Below are 21,144 nucleotides of genomic sequence, written 5' to 3' on the forward strand. Positions count from 1 at the left end.
GGCGTATCTCAAACACGCTGGAAGCAGAGTTTTGCGTCGATGCGCTGAACGAAGCCATCCATAAGTTCGGCCCGCCAGAAATTATGAACACCGACAGTCATACGATTGATACCAGTTCTCGGATGGTTTGACTCAAACACTGATCGACCATTCGCTGGGTTGGTGCCGCATGGCTTCTCGGTTTGGTTTGACCCAAACAGCGACCGACCTGACACGTGTCTTTCCCTGGACCTGTCGATCATCCGGGAACGCCTGCGGCGAGCTTGTCTCAAAGGTGCTGCCGTGACCCAAGAAGGGCCTGACCATCCGGTCTCATGACTGTCCTGTCCCTGCATTCATCGAGGCGATGCTCGTTCTCTTGCCGCAGAAAAGGATCGTCAAATGGCCAACAACCCAGAAACGTCTCACGTCGTCGGAGGCGTAGATACCCACAAGGATTTACATGTTGCAGCTGTCGTAGACCATTACGACCGGGTGCTCGGCACCGAGAGCTTTCCCACGACCCGTCATGGCTATCGCTTGATGTTGAACTGGATGCGGTCTTTCGGGGATCTGCAACGCGTCGGCATCGAATGTTCGGGCAGCTATGGCGCAGGGTTACTGCGCTATTTGCAGACAGCTGGCGTCGAAGTTCTGGAGGTGGTTACTGCCCCTGACAAAAATGAGCGCCGTCGCCGCGGCAAGAACGACGACTTCGACGCAGAAAGTGCGGCCCATGCCGCCTTCACCGAACGGCGCACTGTCACACCGAGAAGCCGTGACGGTATGGTCGAAAGCCTCCGTGTTCTAAGGGTTTGCCGAAAGACAGCCGTTCAGGCGCGCCGCATTGCTTTGCAAATGATCCAGACGACGATCGTCTGTGCCCCCGACAGATTGCGAGAACCCCTGCGTAAGATGACGCGAATGCAGTTAATCCGCACACTGGCAGCTTGGCGGCCCGATCTCACGGCCTTTCGGCAGATCGAAGAAGCCTATCGCATCGCGCTCAAATCCCTGGCGCGGCGTTACCTCGAACTGCATGACGAGATCGCCGATCTGGATGACATGATTGAAGCCATCGTCAAGGACCTTGCTCCTGAGCTGCTCAAACAGACCGCGATCGGCCTGAACAGCGCGGCGCAATTATTGCTGACGGCTGGCGACAATCCAGAGCGGTTGAAATCCGAAGCCAGCTTTGCCGCCCTTTGCGGCGTCAGTCCCGTGCCAGCGTCTTCTGGCAAAACTGTCAGGCACAGGTTGAACAGAGGCGGTGATCGCGCAGCCAATAGCGCGATCCACATTATCGCCATCGGACGTTTGCGACTGGACCCACGCACTCAAGCCTACGTTGCCAAACGGATCGCTGCCGGAAACTCAAAGCTGGAAGCCATTCGCAGCCTCAAACGTTACATCGCGCGCGAAGTCTTCGGCATCATCATGCGCCGCTACAAAGAGATCAACCAGACACAAATCGCCGCTTGACTCTTAGAAGGGCGTCCAGGGCAGCCAGTTCACGTCATTCGCCTGGACGGACCGGTTGCGCCGATCCGGCGTGCGTATCTCCATGGATGGCAAGGGGCGGTTCCTCGACAACATCTTCGTGGAACGGCTCTGGCGATCTCTGAAATACGAATGCGTTTATCTGCATGCATGGGAGACCGGATCAGAGGCCAAAGCTGGCGTCAGTAAGTGGATCGCGTTCTACAACCACAAGCGCCCTCATTCCGCCCTTGGCGGCCAACCACCCGCTGTGATCTATTGGCAGCGAAATGAAACAACCCAACCCGATCAGCAGGTGCAAAGAGTAGCTTAAACTACGCCAGATATTGTCCAATATATGGGGAGTAGCTCATTTTCTCTGGCCCTGATGAGTTTGAGTGGTACAATCCTGGCGTCGAGATCATTCCCACGGTTGCATCAAATGCGGAGGACTATGTTGGTGACGCTATGTTCTCCCTGCTCACGCATGGAGCAGCCGTTTTTGCCGATGGCCGCATCATTACTGTAGGTGATGTATTTGATTATGCCGATGGAATCAGTACATCCATTCCGTATCTCTTGGGTGATGGATATGACGGAGGAAGCGATTTCTCCAGCGCTTCAGATGTATTTGTGAATGAAAATGGGCTTTATAACAGTGGCCTCCTCATCAATGAGGCTGCGTATTTCATGACACCCCATTCCCAAATCCCGTTCATGTACCACTCGGGCCAGACCCTTTGGGAGGGCGTTTGGGTATGAAACCTGATTTGTTCCGCAATTGGAGCCAAATCGCAATCTGCGCATTCGGGCTCGCGCTCACGGATGTCGCTGCGCATGCAGAGCAGAATGAGACCTCGACTTTACCTGACGGGCTTATTGAGTCTCACATCCTCGCAGGCCCAAAAGCAGCCAGAGAACGACAAAGTGAGCCTCCCGAGGGATACCAACCCGCACACTCTGCGCTCAACATGAAAATGAGCACTCGTCAGCTTTCCGGCAAACCGCCGATGGTCGTTTCCGACGCCATCATCGAAAGCGGCGACAAGATATGGTTCCCGCATGGGGTATATCAGTTTGATAATCTGACCATTTCCATGGATGCGGATATCGCCTTCGACGGCACACTGACGATCTTTACCGATTACATTGACTTGAGCGAAGCACGTCGTGCCAAAAACGCTGTTTTCGAAAAGAATGGAGGGCGACTGGTAAGATATCACGCCTGTCGCTTAGATCCGAGAACCCATATTACCGTCGAGAACCTGAAAATTATCGGCACGGGAACATCTCCTTTCCGAATGAACCCCCAGATCAGTGGAGATGAACTTTCCAGGTGCGGACAAGTGGTGCCCATGTTTGTACTGATTGCCAAAAACGGGCGGGTCAGAATGCAGGATAACTATGGCCGCTATTTTGAAACCTATGTTTCCGAACTGAATACCGAGGCCCTCTCCTACATCGAATACACCATAGATCCCCTTTTGCCGGAGGGCGAATAAAGTCTTTCGCAGAAGGCGGAAAAGCTCTTCACGTGTTCATTTCCGGCCCGGGTTCTCGGGACACCTTTGGCTTTGTCAAAATACCCTGCCACCCGCGGCTTGCACCATTGCCTGGCTTCCTAAACGGGATCACGCCTTCGCAAAAGAAAAGGCTCCGCGTTTGCGGAGCCTCTCTATTCTCAACCGGAGTGGGTTCTCGTGATCTTTTGCGAGCAAAAGACACTGTCACCCACCGGTCAGAGTTTCTTACAGAAACTCGACCCGATTATTCGATGATTTTGGACACGACGCCCGAACCGACGGTGCGGCCACCTTCGCGGATGGCGAAGCGAAGACCTTCTTCCATCGCGATCGGGGCGATCAGCTCAACCGTGAATTTCAGGTTGTCGCCCGGCATCACCATCTCGGTGCCTTCCGGAAGAACGACCGTCCCGGTCACGTCCGTCGTGCGGAAGTAGAACTGCGGACGGTAGTTCGCGAAGAACGGGGTGTGACGGCCACCTTCTTCCTTGGTCAGAATGTAGACCTCGGATTCGAATTTGGTGTGCGGGTTCACCGAGCCCGGTTTACACAGAACCTGTCCACGCTCAACGCCTTCACGGTCCACACCGCGCAGCAGAGCGCCGATGTTGTCGCCGGCTTCACCGCGGTCGAGCAGTTTGCGGAACATTTCCACACCGGTACAGGTGGTTTTCTTGGTGTCGCGGATCCCGACGATTTCGATCTCGTCGCCCACGTTGATCACACCGCGCTCCACACGGCCGGTCACAACGGTACCGCGACCGGAGATCGAGAACACGTCTTCGATCGGCATCAGGAACGGCTGGTCGATCGCACGCTCGGGTTCCGGGATATAGGCGTCGACGGCTTCCATCAGCTCGCGGATTTTGTTTTCGCCGATTTCCGGGTCACGACCTTCCAACGCGGCCAGAGCGGAGCCCGCGATGATCGGAATATCGTCGCTCGAGAAGTCGAATTCGCTTAGCAATTCGCGAACTTCCATTTAGACGAGCTCCAGAAGCTCTTCGTCGTCCCCCTGATCGACATTGTTCAGGAACACCACCAGAGCCGGCACGCCGACCTGACGGGCCAACAGGATGTGCTCACGGGTCTGCGGCATCGGGCCATCAGCCGCGTTCACCACCAGAATGCCGCCGTCCATCTGGGCCGCACCGGTGATCATGTTCTTCACGTAGTCGGCGTGGCCGGGGCAGTCCACGTGCGCGTAGTGACGGTTCGGCGTCTCGTATTCAACGTGAGCGGTCGAAATCGTGATCCCGCGCGCTTTCTCTTCCGGTGCGCCGTCAATCTCGTCATACGCCTTGAAATCACCGAAATACTTCGTGATCGCCGCCGTCAGTGTCGTCTTCCCGTGGTCAACGTGCCCAATCGTACCGATGTTCACGTGCGGTTTGTTACGCTCAAACTTACCTTTAGCCATATCGTGGCCTCCTGTGTAATTCGTGGTGGGGACCGGATAATCCGGTCCCCGTGTTGGGCTTAGGCGTATTTCGCCTGGATTTCTTCCGAGATGTTGCTCGGCACCGGTTCGTAATGGTCGAACTGCATCGTAAACTGCGCGCGGCCCGAGGACATGGAGCGCAGGGTGTTGATGTAGCCGAACATGTTGGCGAGCGGCACGAAGGCGTTGATCGCCACCGCGTTGCCGCGCGGTTCCTGACCGGTCACCTGCCCACGACGGGAGGTGAGGTCACCAATGATGCCACCGGTGTATTCTTCCGGAGTGATCACTTCGACTTTCATCATCGGCTCGAGCAGTTTCGCGCCGGCCTTTTTGAGACCTTCACGCATGCACATACGAGACGCGATTTCGAACGCCAGAACCGAGGAGTCGACGTCGTGGAACTTACCATCGAGGAGCGCCACCTTGAAGTCGATCACCGGGAAGCCCGCGAGCGGACCGGAGTCCATCACGGATTTGATGCCTTTTTCGACACCCGGGATGTATTCCTTCGGCACGGCACCGCCGACGATACGGGACTCAAAAGAGTAGCCTTCGCCCGGCTCGGTCGGAACGATCTCCAGTTTCACCTCAGCGAACTGACCGGAACCACCGGACTGTTTCTTGTGGGTGTAGGAGTGCTCGATCTTGTGGGAGATGGTCTCACGGTAGGCCACCTGAGGCGCACCGATGTTGGCTTCCACTTTGAACTCGCGCTTCAGACGGTCCACGAGGATGTCGAGGTGAAGTTCGCCCATGCCCTTCATGATGGTCTGACCGGACTCGAGGTCGGTTTCGACGCGGAAGGACGGGTCTTCGGCGGCAAGACGCGCCAGACCTGCGGACATTTTCTCCTGGTCACCCTTGGTTTTCGGCTCGACCGCAATCTCGATCACCGGATCCGGGAAGGTCATGGTTTCGAGCACGACCGGATCCTTGGCGTCGCAAAGCGTGTCACCGGTGGTCGTGTCTTTCAGACCGGCCAGAGCGATGATGTCGCCGGCAAAGGCTTCCTCGATCTCCTCACGGTTGTTGGAGTGCATCATCATCATACGACCGATGCGCTCTTTCTTACCTTTGGTGGAGTTCAGGATGCTGTCGCCTTTGTTCATCACGCCGGAGTAGATCCGGGTAAAGGTCAGCGAACCCACGAACGGGTCGTTCATGATTTTGAACGCGAGACCGGCGAAGGGCATGTTGTCGTCCGCACGGCGGGCGATGTTGCGCACCTCTTCCTCGTCGCCCGGTTTGAAGCCCATGTAATCCGGGACATCCAGCGGGGACGGGAGGTAGTCGATCACGGCGTTCAGGAGCGGCTGCACGCCTTTATTCTTGAACGCGGACCCGCCGAGCATCGGCACGAAGGACATCGACAGGCAGCCCTTGCGGAGCAGCGCGCGGAGCGTCGGAACGTCCGGCTCTTCACCTTCGAGGTAGGCCATCATCGCGTCGTCGTCCATTTCGACGGCGGCTTCGATCATCTTGCCACGCCATTCGTCGGCCTGATCCTGAAGCTCCGGACGGATGTCTTCGAGAACCCAGGACGCGCCGAGGTCGTCGCCTTTCCAGAGCCATTCCTTCATCAGAACGAGGTCGAGGAGGCCCTCAAGCTCGGTCTCGGCACCGATCGGGATTGCAACCGGAACCGGACGGGCACCGGTGCGGTCTTCGATCATGCGCACGCAGTTGAAGAAGTCGGCACCGATCTTGTCCATCTTGTTGACGAACACGATACGCGGAACCTTGTAGCGGTCGGCCTGACGCCACACGGTTTCGGTTTGCGGCTCAACACCGGCGTTGGCGTCGAGCACGGCAACCGCACCGTCGAGCACGGCGAGCGAACGTTCCACCTCGATGGTGAAGTCCACGTGGCCGGGGGTGTCGATGATGTTGAAGCGGTGCTTCGGGGTCTGGGCGGTTTCACCGTCTTCGGTGCGCTCCCAGAAAGTGGTCGTCGCAGCCGAGGTGATGGTGATGCCGCGTTCCTGCTCCTGCTCCATCCAGTCCATGGTGGCTGCACCGTCGTGCACCTCACCGATGTTGTGGGACTTCCCGGTGTAGTAGAGGATGCGTTCCGACGTGGTGGTCTTGCCAGCGTCGATATGCGCCATGATACCGAAGTTGCGGTACCGGTCGAGGGGATAATCGCGTGCCATGGGGCTCGTGTCCTTCGGTTTTGTTACCAGCGGTAATGGCTGAACGCTTTGTTCGCGTCGGCCATCTTATGGGTGTCTTCGCGCTTTTTCACAGCAGCGCCACGGCCATTTACCGCGTCGAGCAGTTCACCGGCAAGACGTTCTTCCATCGTGTTTTCATTGCGGGCGCGGGACGCGTTGATCAGCCAACGGATGGCCAGAGCTTCGCGACGCTCGGTACGCACTTCGACGGGCACCTGATAGGTGGCACCGCCCACACGGCGGGAGCGCACTTCGACGGACGGTTTCACGTTGTCGAGGGCTTCGTGGAAGACTTCCACCGGAGCTTTTTTGAGTTTCGTCTCAACGCGATCGAGCGCGTTATAGACGATTTTCTCTGCGACCGACTTTTTGCCGTCGATCATCAGGTTGTTCATGAATTTGGTCAGCACGCGATCGCCATATTTGGCGTCGGGCAGAACTTCGCGCTTCTCAGCGGCGTGACGACGAGACATTCTGAGATCTCCTTACTTCGGACGCTTCGCGCCGTATTTCGAGCGACGCTGTTTACGGTCTTTGACGCCTTGGGTGTCGAGGACACCACGGAGGATGTGGTAACGCACACCCGGAAGGTCTTTTACACGGCCGCCGCGGATCAGAACCACGGAGTGTTCCTGAAGGTTGTGGCTTTCACCGGGGATGTAGGAGATGACCTCGAAACCGTTGGTCAGGCGGACCTTGGCAACTTTCCGCATAGCGGAGTTCGGTTTCTTCGGGGTGGTGGTGTAGACGCGCGTGCAGACGCCGCGCTTCTGGGGGCATTGTTCCAAGTGCTGCGACTTGGAAACCTTACGTTTGGGCTGACGCGGTTTGCGGATCAGCTGCTGAATCGTCGGCATAGGGCTCTTTCCCGTTTCCTAGACTTCTGTGAACCTCGGCTTTTGCCGGGGCGATTACGTTGGTTGTGTCACGCGACATGCGCATAACACGAAAACCCGCAATCGTTCCCATTCCGAGGCGAACGACGCGGTGAGTTCCCAGAGGATGAGAGCCTCAAAGTGGCTCGCATCTTGATCACTACGATTTGAGAGTCGGCAAACAGAGTCAGACCCTGAGCCGGATGGGGCGCGGTATAGGTAGAGTCGACAGGCTTGTCAACAGCCGCCGCCCTCTCTTCCTGCCCGGCGTTTCAACCGCGCCTCGCGTAGCACCGTGTAGATGCCCGTCGCTGCAATCGTGCCCGCGCCTGCCAGCGCCAGAAGGTTCGGCCATTCCCCGAAGGCGAAGAAGCCGATCACCAGCGCCCAGATCAGCGCGGTATAGCGAAACGGCGAAATGAAAGACATCTCCCCCACCCGCATCACCGCGACGGAAAGCACATAACCGACGAGGACAAAGGCGGCGGAGCCGAAGAGCTGCACGGAGGTTTTCACCGTCATCGGCGTCCAGTCGATGCCCAGAGACAAAAAGCCAGTGATAATCCCGACCGCCACGATCGCACCGAAGGTCACCGTGGAATTGGGTACGCTCTGATGCATCTTGCGCACGATGATATCGCGCAACGTGACACAGAGCATCGCCGCCACGGCCCAAAGCCCATAGGCGCTGAACCCGTCCGTTCCCGGTTGCACGATCATGAGCACCCCGAGGAACCCGATGAAGATCGCAATCATCCGCCGCCAACCCAAAGGATCGCGAAACAGCAACCAGCCCGCGATGGTGATCGACAGTGGCATGGTTTGCATGATCGCCGTGGCATTGGCCAGCGGCACATGTTTGAGCGCGGTGAGAAAACACATCGCCGCCCCCACTTCGGCCATAGAACGCAGGATGACCAACGCCCAGTCACGACGGGAGAGGTCAAACCGCACCGGCCCGATGATCAGCGTGAGCACAAGATAAAGCATCGCAAGGTTCAACACCGCGCGCAAAAACAGCGCCTGAAACAGCGGCACCTCGACAAGAACGCCCTTCATGAAACTGTCATTGGTGGTGAAGGCCGCCATGGAGAGCGACATGAGCACCGCACCGCGGGTGTTGTCGGGCAAGCGTGAGAGCAGGGTCATCATGAAGCGTCCTTTCCGCCCCCCGCTATCATCGACCGACAGGCCAGAAAAGAGGGATCGTCACAGAGCGAATACGCGCGGCTTGCTCTCCGCAGGAGGCCATGCATAGTGAGGCACGGAAGAGTGCGATTTCAGGTGGGGTAAATGGGCGAGCGTCTCGTCGTCACGACCATGCGCAACGAGGGACCGTTCATCCTTGAGTGGGTGGCCTGGTATCTCATGCTGGGCTTCGATCATCTGGTCGTGTTTTACAACGATTGCACCGATCATTCGCCGGAGTTGTTGCAGGCCCTCGACGCGGCCGGCGTCATCACCGCCGTGCCCTATGTCCCGAAGCCGGACCGCCCGGTGAAACAGACGACGCTGAAGCTGATGTCGGATCACCCGCGCATCCGGGCGGCGGAATGGGTGTTCAACATCGACGTGGACGAATTTCTGGTGGTACATGTGGGCGACGGGCTGCTCGACGATCTTCTGGCGACGTTCGATATGGCCGAGACCCATGCAATCGCCGTGCACTGGCGCTGTTTCGGCGACAGCGGTCAGGTGCGCTGGACAGACGATCTGACCCATCGCAGGTTCCTCCGGGCCTCGGAACGGCGCCACAAAGGCAATGTCTTTTTCAAATCACTGGTGCGCTGGCCGATGGATTTCTGGCGGCTCGGCGTGCATTCCCCAAAAGGCTGGCGGGGCAAGGGGGCCTGGGGCGCGCGGCCCAATCAGCTCAAACGCTGCGACGGGGCGACCATGCGGCGGTATCATCCGAAAGATAACCCGGTGATGATGACAAAATCCCGCTGGATCACCCATGATTACGCCCAGCTTAACCATTACGCCTCGCGCACATGGGAAAGCTTCGCGCTCAAGATGGGCACGCCCTCCTCCGTGGCAGGCAAGGATCGCTATACCGAGACGTTTTTCAAGGGCAAGAACCGCAACGAGGAACTGGACGAAAGTGCGCTGAAATACTCGGAGCGGTTCGATGCGGTTTATGGCGAGTTCACCCGCGAGCCGGAACTGATGCGGCTACACCATCTGTGCTGCATGGATTACGTCGAACGACTGGCCGAGGTACACGGGTTCGAGGCGGAGGAAGACCCGCGGTGGGTTCATCACCGGGACGAAGCAGTGCGGTTGGGGTGAACCAAGCTATCAAGCGATTAAAACCAGAAAGCAAACAATTCGAGCAATCGGGAAAGTCGAGATATGAGCGACAAAGACAGGCTTGAAGAACTCATTCATTTGACCAACGGCGGTGGATTGGGTGATACAGAAGTACGTGAGTAATACGAGCGCGAGAAATCAAGCATCTACAATTTAAGTTCGCTCAGCATAACAACATTAAAATCGGTATTTTTGCTGCGCTTATAGGTGCCGCAACGACAGTTATCTCATCTTTGCTGATTAAGCTTTTCTTTGGCTAATATCCTCCCGCCCTCACAAAGAAGGTGTATGCGTCAAATTGGAATTTACCCAAACCCAAAAGGCCCCGCGTTTCCGCAGGGCCTTTCGTTTTTCCATACCGGATCGACTTATTCGTCGGAACCTTCCGGGGTCTCGACGAAGAGCGTGTCTTCGGTGTCGTCGCCCATCACATCCATGACCGGGGCCGCCAGCTGTGCGGCGGCTTCGGCCTCTGCACGGGCTTCCTCGATCACCACGTTGTCGCGCTCGGCGGCAATACGGCGGACGCGTTGGGTGGCGCCACCGGTGCCGGCCGGGATCAGGCGACCCACGATGATGTTCTCCTTGAGACCGACAAGCTTGTCGCGTTTGCCCTGAACGGAGGCCTCGGTGAGAACACGGGTGGTCTCCTGGAACGATGCCGCCGAGATGAAGGAGCGCGTTTGCAGCGAGGCCTTGGTAATCCCGAGGAGGATCGGCTGACCTTTCGCCGGACGCCCGCCCTTGCTTTCCGCTTTCTCGTTGGCTTCGTCGAACTCGACCTTATCGACCGCTTCGCCCTTGAGCAGAGTAGTGTCCCCAGAGTCGAGGATTTCCCATTTCTGCAGCATCTGGCGCACGATGACTTCGATGTGCTTGTCGTTGATCTTAACGCCTTGCAGACGATAGACCTCCTGCACCTCGTTGATCATGTAATCGGCTAGAGCCTCGACACCCATGATCGCGAGGATGTCGTGCGGCGCCGGGTTGCCGTCCATGATATAGTCGCCCTTGTGCACGAAGTCGCCTTCGGCCACCGGGATGTGCTTGCCTTTCGGCACCATGTATTCGACGGGCTCCTTGGTGTCGTCCGACGGTTCGATGGTGATGCGGCGCTTGTTCTTGTAGTCCTTGCCGAAACGCACGTAGCCGTCGATCTCCGCGATGATCGCGTGATCTTTCGGACGACGGGCTTCGAAAAGCTCGGCCACACGCGGCAGACCCCCGGTGATGTCCTTGGTCTTCGCACCCTCGCGCGGGATACGAGCAACCACGTCACCGGCCTGGATGTCCTGACCGTCCTCAATGGAGAGGATGGCGTCCACGGACATCAGATAGGTCACAGGGTTGCCAGCTTCATTGCGCACCGGTTCGCCATCTTCGCCGAGGATCAGGATCTCCGGTTTCAGATCGCCGCCACGCGGCACGGAACGCCAGTCGGACACGATCTTCTGGGTCATGCCGGTCGCATCGTCGGTCTCGTCACGGACGGAAAGGCCCGTAATGAGGTCGACGAATTTCGCCTTACCGGATTTTTCAGCGATGATCGGAAGCGTGTACGGGTCCCATTCGAACAGTTTTTCGCCACGACCGACAGTCTGACCATCGGTGACGAAAACCTTGGTGCCGTAACCGAGTTTGTAGGAAGCGCGTTCCACACCGTTCTCGTCCATGATCGCAAGCTTCATGTTGCGGCCCATGACGATCTGCTCCCCATGCTTGTTCTCAAGCAGGTTCGCATCACGGAACTCGATCTTGCCTTCCTGGTTGGATTCCTGGAAGGACTGCTGACCACCCTGGGCAACGCCGCCGATGTGGAAGGTCCGCATCGTCAGCTGCGTGCCCGGTTCACCGATGGACTGGGCCGCGATGATACCGACGGCTTCACCCTGGTTCACCAGAGTACCGCGGGCAAGGTCACGACCGTAACAAGCGGCACAGACGCCCTCTTCGGCTTCACAGGTCAGCGGGCTGCGGATGCGCAGCGACGCCACACCGGCGGCCTCGATCGCGTCGGCCTTGCGTTCGTCGATCAGCTCGTTCTTGGACACCAGCACCTCGTCGGTGCCCGGACGCAGAACGTCGTCGGCGGACACACGGCCAAGGATACGTTCGGCAAGCGTCGCCACGACCTCACCGTCGTTAACGGCGGCTTCCGCGGTGATCGCGTTTTCGGTGCCACAGTCGACTTCGCGCACGATGCAGTCCTGTGCCACGTCAACGAGACGACGGGTCAGGTAACCGGAGTTCGCCGTTTTAAGCGCCGTATCCGACAGACCTTTCCGCGCGCCGTGAGTCGAGTTGAAGTACTCGAGCACCGACAGACCCTCTTTGAAGTTCGAGATGATCGGCGTTTCGATAATCTCGCCCGAGGGTTTCGCCATCAGGCCGCGCATCCCGCCCAGCTGTTTCATCTGGGTCACGGAACCACGGGCCCCGGAGTGGGCCATCATGTAGACCGAGTTCGGTTCCTGTTCGGCTCCGTTCTCGTCGTACTTCGGCGCCGAGATGGTGTTCATCATCGCCTCGGTGACCTTGTCGTTACACTTGGCCCAGGCATCCACGACCTTGTTGTACTTTTCGCCCTGGGTAATCAGGCCATCCATGTACTGTTGTTCAAAGTCTTTCACCTGATCGCGGGTGCCATCGACGATGGTCCACTTGTTGTCCGGGATCACCATGTCGTCCTTGCCGAAGGAAATCCCGGCCTTGAACGCCTCTTTGAACCCGAGCGACATGATCTGGTCACAGAAGATCACCGACTCTTTCTGGCCGCAGTAACGGTAAACGGTGTCGATGACGCGCTGCACGTCTTTCTTCCGCAGAAGCTGGTTGACCAGTTCGAACGGCGCTTTCGCGTTGAGCGGCAGAAGCGAACCGAGACGCAGACGACCCGGAGTGGTCTCGTAGCGTTTCCAGACTTCCTGACCGTGCTCGTCGATCTGCTTGATCCGCGCGGTGATCTTGGCGTGCAGGTGCACTTCACCGGCGGTCAGAGCGTATTCGACTTCCTCGATGTCGGAGAAGACCATGCCTTCGCCCTTCATCCCCTCACGCTGCATCGTGATGTAATACAGGCCGAGGATCATATCCTGCGACGGCACGATAATCGGCGCGCCGTTGGCGGGCGACAGCACGTTGTTCGTGGACATCATCAGGACGCGGGCTTCAAGCTGGGCTTCAAGGCTCAGCGGCACGTGAACGGCCATCTGGTCACCGTCGAAGTCGGCGTTGAAGGCCGAACACACGAGCGGGTGAAGCTGAATGGCCTTGCCTTCGATCAGCGTGGGTTCGAACGCCTGAATGCCGAGACGGTGCAGCGTGGGCGCACGGTTCAGCATGACCGGGTGTTCGCGGATCACCTCGTCGAGGATATCCCACACTTCCGGACGTTCTTTTTCCACCAGTTTCTTGGCTTGCTTCACGGTCGAAGACAGTCCTTTGGCCTCAAGCCGCGAATAGATGAACGGCTTGAACAGTTCGAGCGCCATCTTCTTCGGCAGACCACATTGGTGCAGCTTCAATTCTGGCCCGGTCACGATGACCGAACGGCCGGAGAAGTCGACGCGTTTGCCCAAAAGGTTCTGACGGAAGCGACCCTGTTTGCCTTTGAGCATGTCGGAGAGCGACTTCAGCGGGCGTTTGTTCGCACCGGTGATGACGCGGCCACGACGACCGTTGTCGAACAGAGCGTCAACGGATTCTTGCAGCATCCGTTTTTCGTTGCGGACGATGATGTCCGGCGCACGCAGCTCGATCAGGCGTTTCAGACGGTTGTTCCGGTTGATCACACGACGGTAGAGATCGTTGAGATCGGAGGTCGCAAACCGGCCACCATCGAGCGGCACCAGCGGGCGGAGTTCCGGCGGGATCACGGGGATCACGGTCAGAATCATCCACTCCGGGCGGTTGCCGGATTCGAGGAAGCTCTCGACGATTTTCAGACGCTTGATGATCTTCTTGGGCTTGAGCTCGCCGGTCGCTTCCTTGAGGTCTTCCCGCAGTTGTTCCGCAGTGGATTCAAGGTCGATGTTGGCGAGCATCTTACGGATCGCTTCGGCGCCGATGTCGGCTTCGAACGCATCCATGCCGTAGAGATCCTGCGCGTCCATGTACTCTTCTTCGGTCATCATCTGACCGTAGGAGAGGTCCGTCAGACCCGGTTCGATCACCACGTAGTTTTCGAAATAGAGCACACGCTCCAGATCGCGCAGCGTCATGTCGAGCATGAGGCCGATCCGGCTCGGCAGCGATTTCAGGAACCAGATGTGGGCGACGGGCGCGGCCAGTTCGATGTGGCCCATGCGCTCGCGACGCACTTTCTGGAGGGTGACTTCAACACCGCATTTTTCGCAGACAACGCCGCGATATTTCATGCGCTTGTATTTACCGCAGAGACATTCATAGTCTTTGATCGGGCCAAAGATACGCGCACAGAACAGACCGTCACGCTCCGGCTTGAACGTCCGGTAGTTGATGGTCTCGGGCTTTTTGATTTCCCCGTAGGACCACGACAGGATGCGCTCCGGGGACGCCAGAGAGACCTTGATCTCATCGAACGTCGAGGGCTGCGCCAGCGGGTTGAACGGGTTGGTTGTGAGTTCCTGGTTCATCTATTGAGTTCCTCAGATTGTCTCGAAAAGGGAGGGAGAGTAAGGGCGCTAAGCCCTTACTCCTCACCCTCCGAGTCCAGGAGTTCCATGTTGAGGCCGAGGCCACGGACTTCTTTGACAAGCACGTTGAAGCTCTCCGGCACGCCGGCTTCAAAGTTGTCTTCGCCCTTGACGATCGACTCGTAGACCTTGGCACGACCGGCCACGTCATCCGACTTGACGGTAAGCATCTCCTGCAGCGTATAGGCGGCGCCATACGCTTCGAGAGCCCAGACCTCCATCTCCCCGAACCGCTGACCACCGAACTGTGCCTTACCACCGAGCGGCTGCTGGGTGACGAGGGAGTACGGCCCGGTCGAACGGGCGTGGATTTTGTCGTCGACGAGGTGGTGAAGTTTCAGCATGTACTTCTTGCCAACCGTCACCTTCCGAGCGAACTGCTCGCCGGTGCGACCGTCGAACAGGACGGACTGACCGGAGGTGTCGAACCCGGCACGGCGCAGAGCGTCGTTGATGTCGGCCTCTTTTGCACCGTCGAAGACCGGAGTCGCGATCGGCACACCGTTGACGATGTTCGATGCTGCCTCGATGAGAAGATCGTCGTCCATGCCGGCGATGCCCTCTTCATAGACTTCTTCGCCATAGACGAATTTCATCGCATCGCGCACCGGGGTCATATCGCCAGAACGACGGTATTCTGCCAGAGCGTCATCCACCTGGATGCCGAGACCGCGTGCGGCCCAGCCCATGTGGATCTCAAGAATCTGACCGACGTTCATCCGCGACGGCACACCCAGCGGGTTGAGACAGAAGTCGACCGGGGTCCCATCGGCGAGGAACGGCATGTCTTCCATCGGAACGACGCGCGACACCACACCTTTGTTACCGTGACGACCGGCCATCTTGTCGCCCGGCTGAAGCTTGCGCTTCACGGCGATGAAGACTTTGACCATTTTCATCACGCCCGGCGGCAGATCGTCGCCACGACGGACTTTCTCGACCTTGTCTTCGAAACGGTGCTCAAGAGCACGTTTCTGGGCTTCGTACTGCGCATTCAGCGCCTCGACGATCTGGGCGTCAGATTCCTCTTCGAGGGCAAGCTGCCACCACTGGCCACGGGAGAGCTGACCGAGCAGGTCTTCGTCAACAGTCACACCGGATTTGACGCCCTTCGGACCTTTCGCGATCACTTTGCCCATGATCAGGTCTTTGAGACGCGCGTAGATGTTGCGGTCCAGAATGGCCATCTCGTCGTCGCGGTCACGCGCCAGACGTTCGATTTCCTCACGCTCGATTTGCAGCGAACGCTCGTCTTTCTCGACGCCATGACGGTTGAACACGCGGACTTCCACGACCGTACCGTAGTCACCCGGTTTCACGCGCAGCGAAGTATCACGCACGTCGGAGGCTTTCTCACCGAAGATGGCGCGCAGGAGTTTTTCCTCCGGCGTCATCGGGCTTTCGCCCTTCGGCGTGATCTTACCGACGAGAATGTCACCCGGCTCGACGTGAGCCCCGATGTAGACGATCCCGGCTTCGTCGAGGTTGCGCAAAGCTTCCTCACCGACGTTGGGAATGTCGCGGGTGATCTCTTCCGGCCCGAGCTTCGTATCACGAGCGGCGACCTCGAATTCCTCAATGTGCACCGAGGTGAAAACGTCGTCACGCGCGATGCGCTCGGAGATCAGGATGGAGTCCTCGTAGTTGTAGCCGTTCCACGGCATGAAGGCGACGATGATGTTCTTGCCGAGTGCCAGTTCCCCCATATCGGTGGACGGGCCATCGGCAATCACTTCGCCCTTCTCGACCCGTTGACCCACGTTTACCAGCGGACGCTGGTTGATGCAGGTGTTCTGGTTCGAACGCTGGAACTTGCGCAGACGATAGATGTCCACACCCGCATCACCCAGTTCCAGATCCTCGGAGGCCCGGATCACGATCCGGGTCGCGTCGACCTGGTCGATGATCCCGGCACGTTTCGCCTGAATGGCAGCACCGGAGTCGATGGCGACCTTGGCTTCCATCCCGGTGCCGACGAGCGGCGCCTCGGCACGCAGAAGCGGCACGGCCTGACGTTGCATGTTCGCGCCCATCAGAGCGCGGTTGGCGTCGTCGTTCTCCAAGAACGGGATGAGCGCCGCACCGACGGACACAAGCTGTTTCGGCGACACGTCGATCAGGTCGACGTTGAGCGGCGGGTTCAGCGCGTGTTCACCGGACTGACGGGTGGACACGAGATCGTTGGTGAACCGCCCCTCTTCGTCGAGCTCCGCGTTGGCCTGCGCCACGGTGTGACGCATTTCCTCGGTGGCGGACATGTATTGCACTTCGTCCGTCACCTGACCCTCGATCACCTTGCGATACGGGGTTTCGATGAAGCCGTATTTGTTCACGCGGGCAAAGGTGGCCAGCGAGTTGATCAGACCGATGTTCGGCCCTTCCGGCGTTTCGATCGGGCACATACGACCATAGTGGGTCACGTGCACGTCGCGGACCTCAAAGCCCGCACGTTCGCGGGTCAGACCGCCCGGCCCGAGGGCCGAAAGACGACGCTTGTGCGTCACCTCAGACAGCGGGTTGGTCTGGTCCATGAACTGCGAAAGCTGCGAGGAACCGAAGAACTCACGCACGGCGGCGGCGGCCGGTTTCGCGTTGATCAGATCCTGCGGCATAACCGTGTCGATCTCGACGGAGGACATCCGTTCCTTGATCGCACGTTCCATACGCAGAAGGCCGACGCGGTACTGGTTTTCCATCAGCTCGCCGACGGAACGCACACGACGGTTGCCGAGGTGGTCGATGTCGTCCACGTCGCCATGGCCGTCACGCAACTCAACAAGGCCCTTGATACAGGCGATGATGTCGTCGCGCCGCAGGGTGCGCTGAGTATCCGGCGCATCCAGATCGAGACGCATGTTCATTTTCACGCGGCCCACGGCGGAGAGGTCGTAACGCTCGCTGTCGAAGAACAGGCTGTCGAACAGGGTCGAGGCAGCTTCAACGGTCGGCGGTTCGCCCGGACGCATGACGCGATAAATGTCCATGAGCGCGGTTTCGCGGTTCATGTTCTTGTCGGCTTCCATCGTGTTGCGGATGTACGGGCCAACGTTCACGTTGTCGATGTCGAGCACCGGAATGTCGGTGATGCCCGCGTCCAGCAGTTCCTTGAGGGAGCCACCGATCACATCGCCGTCCTTGTCCATCTCAAGCGTCAGCTCATCGCCCGCTTCGACATAGATCGCGCCGTTTTCTTCGTTGATGATGTCTTTCGCGACGAACTTGCCCACGATGTGTTCGAAAGGCACCAGAAGCTCGGTGATCTGACCTTCGTCGATGATTTTCTTCACCGCGCGCGGGGTCATCTTGTCGCCCGCTTTGCAGATCACTTCGCCGGTGGCGGCGTCCACAAGGTCATAGGTCGGACGCGTGCCGCGCACACGCTCGGGGAAGAACTTGGTCACCCAACCCTTGTTCTTCTCCAACTTGAAATCGACGGTGTTGTAATAGGCGTCGCAGATCGCTTCCTGATCGAGACCCAGCGCATAGAGCAGGGTCGTCACCGGCAGTTTGCGGCGACGGTCGATACGGGCGAAGACGATATCCTTGGCATCGAATTCGAAATCGAGCCAGGAACCGCGGTACGGGATGATCCGGCAGGCGAACAGCAGTTTGCCCGAGGAGTGAGTCTTGCCCTTGTCGTGGTCGAAGAACACGCCCGGCGAGCGGTGCATCTGAGACACGATCACGCGCTCGGTGCCGTTCACAATGAACGTGCCGTTCGGCGTCATGAGCGGCATATCGCCCATGAACACGTCCTGTTCCTTGATGTCCTTCACGGACTTCGCGCCGGTGTCTTCGTCCACATCGAACACGATGAGGCGGAGTGTGACCTTCAGCGGGGCGCTATAGGTCATGTCGCGCTGCATGCACTCTTCGACGTCGTATTTCGGCGCTTCCAACTCGTAGCGCACGAATTCGAGCACAGCGGTTTCATTGAAATCCTTGATCGGGAAAACCGACTGGAACACACCTTTGATGCCTTCGCCGTCTTGCGGTTCGGGAGCATCACCGGATTTCAGGAAGAGTTCGTAGGAAGATTTCTGAACCTCGATGAGGTTCGGCATTTCGAGGACTTCGCGGATTTTGCCGTAAGAGCGGCGGAGCCGTTTCTGGCCAAGGAAGGACGATGCCATAAGCGTCTAAACCTTTCGAATTTTCGCGAGCGACAATCACCGTTGGGTGCCGGCGGCTGTGCCCTGACGAAACAGAGGGGTTCGGTCTATTCCTGCCCCCGACCCAAAGGGGGCTCCCGACCTTTGAACCTCTCCTGAGAAAACACCCTTTCACGCGGCGCTGCCGCAAAGGCCCTTTCTAAGACAGGTTAAGCTGGACCCGGGAACACCCCGGGTCCAGCCCATGATTTCATTGGCCCTGAGGCCGAGGCAATTAGGCCAGCTCGACGGTCGCGCCAGCGGCTTCGAGTTTGCCTTTGATGTCTTCGGCTTCGGCTTTGTCGATGCCTTCTTTGATTTTGCCGCCGGCTTCAACGAGCTCTTTGGCTTCTTTGAGGCCCAGGCCGGTGATGCCGCGGACTTCTTTGATGACGTTGATTTTGGAAGCGCCAGCGTCTTTGAGAACGACGTCGAATTCGGTCTTCTCTTCAGCAGCAGCACCGCCAGCGTCGCCAGCCGGGCCGGCCATCATCACAGCGCCGCCAGCAGCGGGCTCAATGCCGTATTCTTCTTTGAGGATTTCTTTCAGCTCTTGAGCTTCGAGAAGGGTGAGACCAACGATCTCTTCAGCAAGTTTCTTCAGATCAGCCATTGTACTGTTTCCGTTCGTTTGAGTGTGTTCCAACATGGTGCCTTTGCGGCCCACGCAGGTTCAAAGGGTTGCTCAGGCAGCCTTTTCCTCGATGGTGGAAAGGATGCCCGCGATGTTCGAAGCGGGTGCGCCAATTGCGCCTGCGATGTTGGCTGCCGGTGCGCCGATGCAGCCCACGATCTGAGCCAGAAGCTCTTCGCGGGACGGCATTTTGGACACACGGGTCACACCGTTGGCGTCAAGACCTTCGCCGCCCATTGCGCCACCGAGAATTTCGAGTTTCTCGTTTTCTTTGGCGTAATCCACGACCACTTTCGCAGCTGCGACAGGGTCTTCGGAATAGGCGAGAACGGTCATGCCGTTGAGAAGATCGCTGATCGGTTCGTTCGGCGTTCCTTCAAGGGCGATTTTGGCGAGCCGGTTCTTGGCAACGCGAACTGCACCACCTGCGTCACGCATTTTCGCGCGCAGATCCTGCATTTCAGCAACCGTAAGACCTGCGTAGTGTGCAACGACGACCACGCCAGAGCTTTCAAAGATCTGACCGAGTTCCTCGATCACCTTTTCTTTTTGTGCTCTATCCACAGTTTTACTCCAAGTATGGGAGGGTCGCCCCTCCCGGCTCAATTCTACCTCCGCCATATGGCATCGGCTCGAAGTCCGTATACGGGGCTGCGCCAAAGTCGCCCGAGGAACACCTCGGAGAAACTTATCGTCTTTCCCGTCTCAGGCAGGAATTATGAGCGGCATATTCCGATCACCCACCGTCTAGGACGAAATGCAAAACAGCGCACGACGAATCGCACGCTGGGCTGCATGAGGGTGTTTAGAGGGGATTAATGGGGAGTGCAAGGGACTGTTTCCAGCACCTTGCTATCTCATCGCCTCCGCGAACATCCGCCTTGCCGGAACTTCCAGGCAATCCTCGATCACGATAAGCGCGCCCTGATCACGCAGGCGCTCCAATTTTTCCGCATCGGCACGGAAGAATGCGCTGTAAATCTCGGCAAGAACCGCATCGCGCTCCGCAGTTTCCAGAGCAGCCTGAATGTGCTCCTTGATCGCCGGGGCGAAGCCCCAACTGTCCATTCTCCACGCGATCTTGTCTTTCCAAACCACCTCATCCTCGCCCAGAAGATGGATCAACATCGCATCTTCGCCGGCTGGAACCAGGCGCTCGCGGAAGGCCTCCCCTTCGCGTGGCGCGGGCCAGTGCTGTCTTAACTTTCTCACGTCAAGACCAGAACGAATAACCGATTTACCCTCTGGATGACCAACCAGACCGCCCCGGAAGCGAGCAAAATATTTTGCCTCTTCGCCATACACCGTCTTGAGCGCATCCCGATCCATTTGCGCCCGCAGACAGAGATGCGCCTTTCCCTCAGACAACAGAAGCTCCACCGGCCCGATACGCACGTAATCGGCATCTTTCGGCTGTTCCGCCAAGAAAGCGTCCATTCCCTTCGCGATGTACAACAACTCATCGGCATCGACGTTGAGCAACCAATCCTGCTTCGTTCTTCGATAGATATACGTAATCCCGGCATTCTGGCGCCGGGTAAAGCGCGCTTGAGGCCGTACTCCGACCTCTTTTTTCCAAAAATCCTCCGTGCAGGGCAGACACTCGACGCGAGGCATATCCCTCAATATCTCGATCGCTGGATCATTCGGGTCGTCGAACAATAGAGTGATCCGGTCGGCCCCCATATCGAGGTACCAGGCCACAAAGCGCAAGGTAACCTGGAGGTCTTCTTTCAAAATACAGGCAACCTGCCATGTCTCGCGCATTATCTACCGCCTCACTCACATTTGACGCGACACTAACATAGCCGTCCGACCTGTAAAGCTACGCCCAATTCCAAAGAGCATCCCGAGAGCAATCTTAACGCACAAAAGAAAAGGCGCCCCGAAGGAGCGCCT

At 58.1% G+C, this 21,144-nt stretch carries 13 protein-coding genes and 2 pseudogenes; 5 read left to right on the top strand and 10 right to left on the bottom strand.

Translation table 11 applies throughout. The features are described from left to right. Nucleotides 1-381: 381 nt before the first annotated feature. The 4 genes and pseudogenes from C8N42_RS04655 to C8N42_RS04670 all read left to right on the top strand — a co-directional run bounded on the left by C8N42_RS04655 (nucleotide 382) and on the right by C8N42_RS04670 (nucleotide 2,960). Entirely contained in the window at nucleotides 382-1,461 is a 1,080-nt protein-coding gene (locus C8N42_RS04655; RefSeq protein WP_107815393.1) for an IS110 family RNA-guided transposase, read from the top strand. Nucleotides 1,462-1,477: 16 nt separating this feature from the next. Then, nucleotides 1,478-1,792 (top strand): annotated as a pseudogene (locus C8N42_RS04660) (transposase); the annotation flags it as partial. 134 nt (nucleotides 1,793-1,926) lie between these two features. Continuing rightward, on the top strand, nucleotides 1,927-2,220 hold the full coding sequence (locus tag C8N42_RS04665; RefSeq protein ID WP_107815394.1) for a hypothetical protein: 294 nt from the start codon (nucleotides 1,927-1,929) through the stop codon (nucleotides 2,218-2,220). Then, entirely contained in the window at nucleotides 2,217-2,960 is a 744-nt protein-coding gene (locus C8N42_RS04670; protein WP_146168239.1) for a hypothetical protein, read from the top strand. The genes C8N42_RS04665 and C8N42_RS04670 overlap by 4 nt, the downstream gene beginning before the upstream one ends. Nucleotides 2,961-3,225: 265 nt before the next feature. Here C8N42_RS04670 and tuf read toward each other — a convergent pair. From tuf to C8N42_RS04695, 5 genes and pseudogenes are all read right to left on the bottom strand, one after another. Further along, nucleotides 3,226-4,401, bottom strand: a pseudogene (gene tuf, locus C8N42_RS04675) (elongation factor Tu). Between the two features lie 59 nt (nucleotides 4,402-4,460). Beyond that, on the bottom strand, nucleotides 4,461-6,578 hold the full coding sequence (gene fusA, locus C8N42_RS04680) for an elongation factor G (RefSeq protein ID WP_107815396.1): 2,118 nt from the start codon (nucleotides 6,576-6,578) through the stop codon (nucleotides 4,461-4,463). A gap of 23 nt (nucleotides 6,579-6,601) precedes the next feature. Further along, the gene (rpsG, locus tag C8N42_RS04685; RefSeq protein WP_107815397.1) at nucleotides 6,602-7,072 is read right to left on the bottom strand and encodes a 30S ribosomal protein S7; all 471 of its coding nucleotides are present in this window, start codon (nucleotides 7,070-7,072) and stop codon (nucleotides 6,602-6,604) included. A 12-nt stretch (nucleotides 7,073-7,084) separates the two neighbouring features. Then, entirely contained in the window at nucleotides 7,085-7,456 is a 372-nt protein-coding gene (gene rpsL, locus C8N42_RS04690) for a 30S ribosomal protein S12 (protein WP_008204009.1), read from the bottom strand. A gap of 255 nt (nucleotides 7,457-7,711) precedes the next feature. Further along, nucleotides 7,712-8,626 (bottom strand): DMT family transporter, encoded by a 915-nt coding sequence (locus C8N42_RS04695; protein WP_245889965.1) that lies wholly within the window; start codon nucleotides 8,624-8,626, stop codon nucleotides 7,712-7,714. A 141-nt stretch (nucleotides 8,627-8,767) separates the two neighbouring features. On the opposite strand from C8N42_RS04695, the gene C8N42_RS04700 reads away from it, so the two are divergent. Next, nucleotides 8,768-9,766: a glycosyltransferase family 2 protein gene (locus C8N42_RS04700; protein ID WP_107815398.1), complete on the top strand. Its 999-nt coding sequence runs from the start codon at nucleotides 8,768-8,770 to the stop codon at nucleotides 9,764-9,766. A gap of 389 nt (nucleotides 9,767-10,155) precedes the next feature. On the opposite strand, the gene rpoC is transcribed toward C8N42_RS04700, so the two are convergent. From rpoC to C8N42_RS04725, 5 genes are all read right to left on the bottom strand, one after another. Continuing rightward, the gene (rpoC, locus tag C8N42_RS04705) at nucleotides 10,156-14,400 is read right to left on the bottom strand and encodes a DNA-directed RNA polymerase subunit beta' (protein ID WP_107815399.1); all 4,245 of its coding nucleotides are present in this window, start codon (nucleotides 14,398-14,400) and stop codon (nucleotides 10,156-10,158) included. Between the two features lie 56 nt (nucleotides 14,401-14,456). Further along, complete coding sequence (gene rpoB, locus C8N42_RS04710; RefSeq protein WP_107815400.1) at nucleotides 14,457-18,593, bottom strand: DNA-directed RNA polymerase subunit beta; 4,137 nt, start codon at nucleotides 18,591-18,593, stop codon at nucleotides 14,457-14,459. 253 nt (nucleotides 18,594-18,846) lie between these two features. Then, on the bottom strand, nucleotides 18,847-19,224 hold the full coding sequence (rplL, locus tag C8N42_RS04715) for a 50S ribosomal protein L7/L12 (protein WP_107815401.1): 378 nt from the start codon (nucleotides 19,222-19,224) through the stop codon (nucleotides 18,847-18,849). 72 nt (nucleotides 19,225-19,296) lie between these two features. Continuing rightward, a complete protein-coding gene (rplJ, locus tag C8N42_RS04720; protein ID WP_107815402.1) occupies nucleotides 19,297-19,809 on the bottom strand; it encodes a 50S ribosomal protein L10 in 513 nt (170 codons plus the stop codon). Between the two features lie 288 nt (nucleotides 19,810-20,097). Continuing rightward, complete coding sequence (locus tag C8N42_RS04725) at nucleotides 20,098-21,012, bottom strand: glycosyltransferase family 2 protein (RefSeq protein WP_107815403.1); 915 nt, start codon at nucleotides 21,010-21,012, stop codon at nucleotides 20,098-20,100. Nucleotides 21,013-21,144 lie beyond the last annotated feature (132 nt).

The organism is Celeribacter persicus (assembly GCF_003050785.1).
GTDB lineage: Bacteria > Pseudomonadota > Alphaproteobacteria > Rhodobacterales > Rhodobacteraceae > Celeribacter > Celeribacter persicus.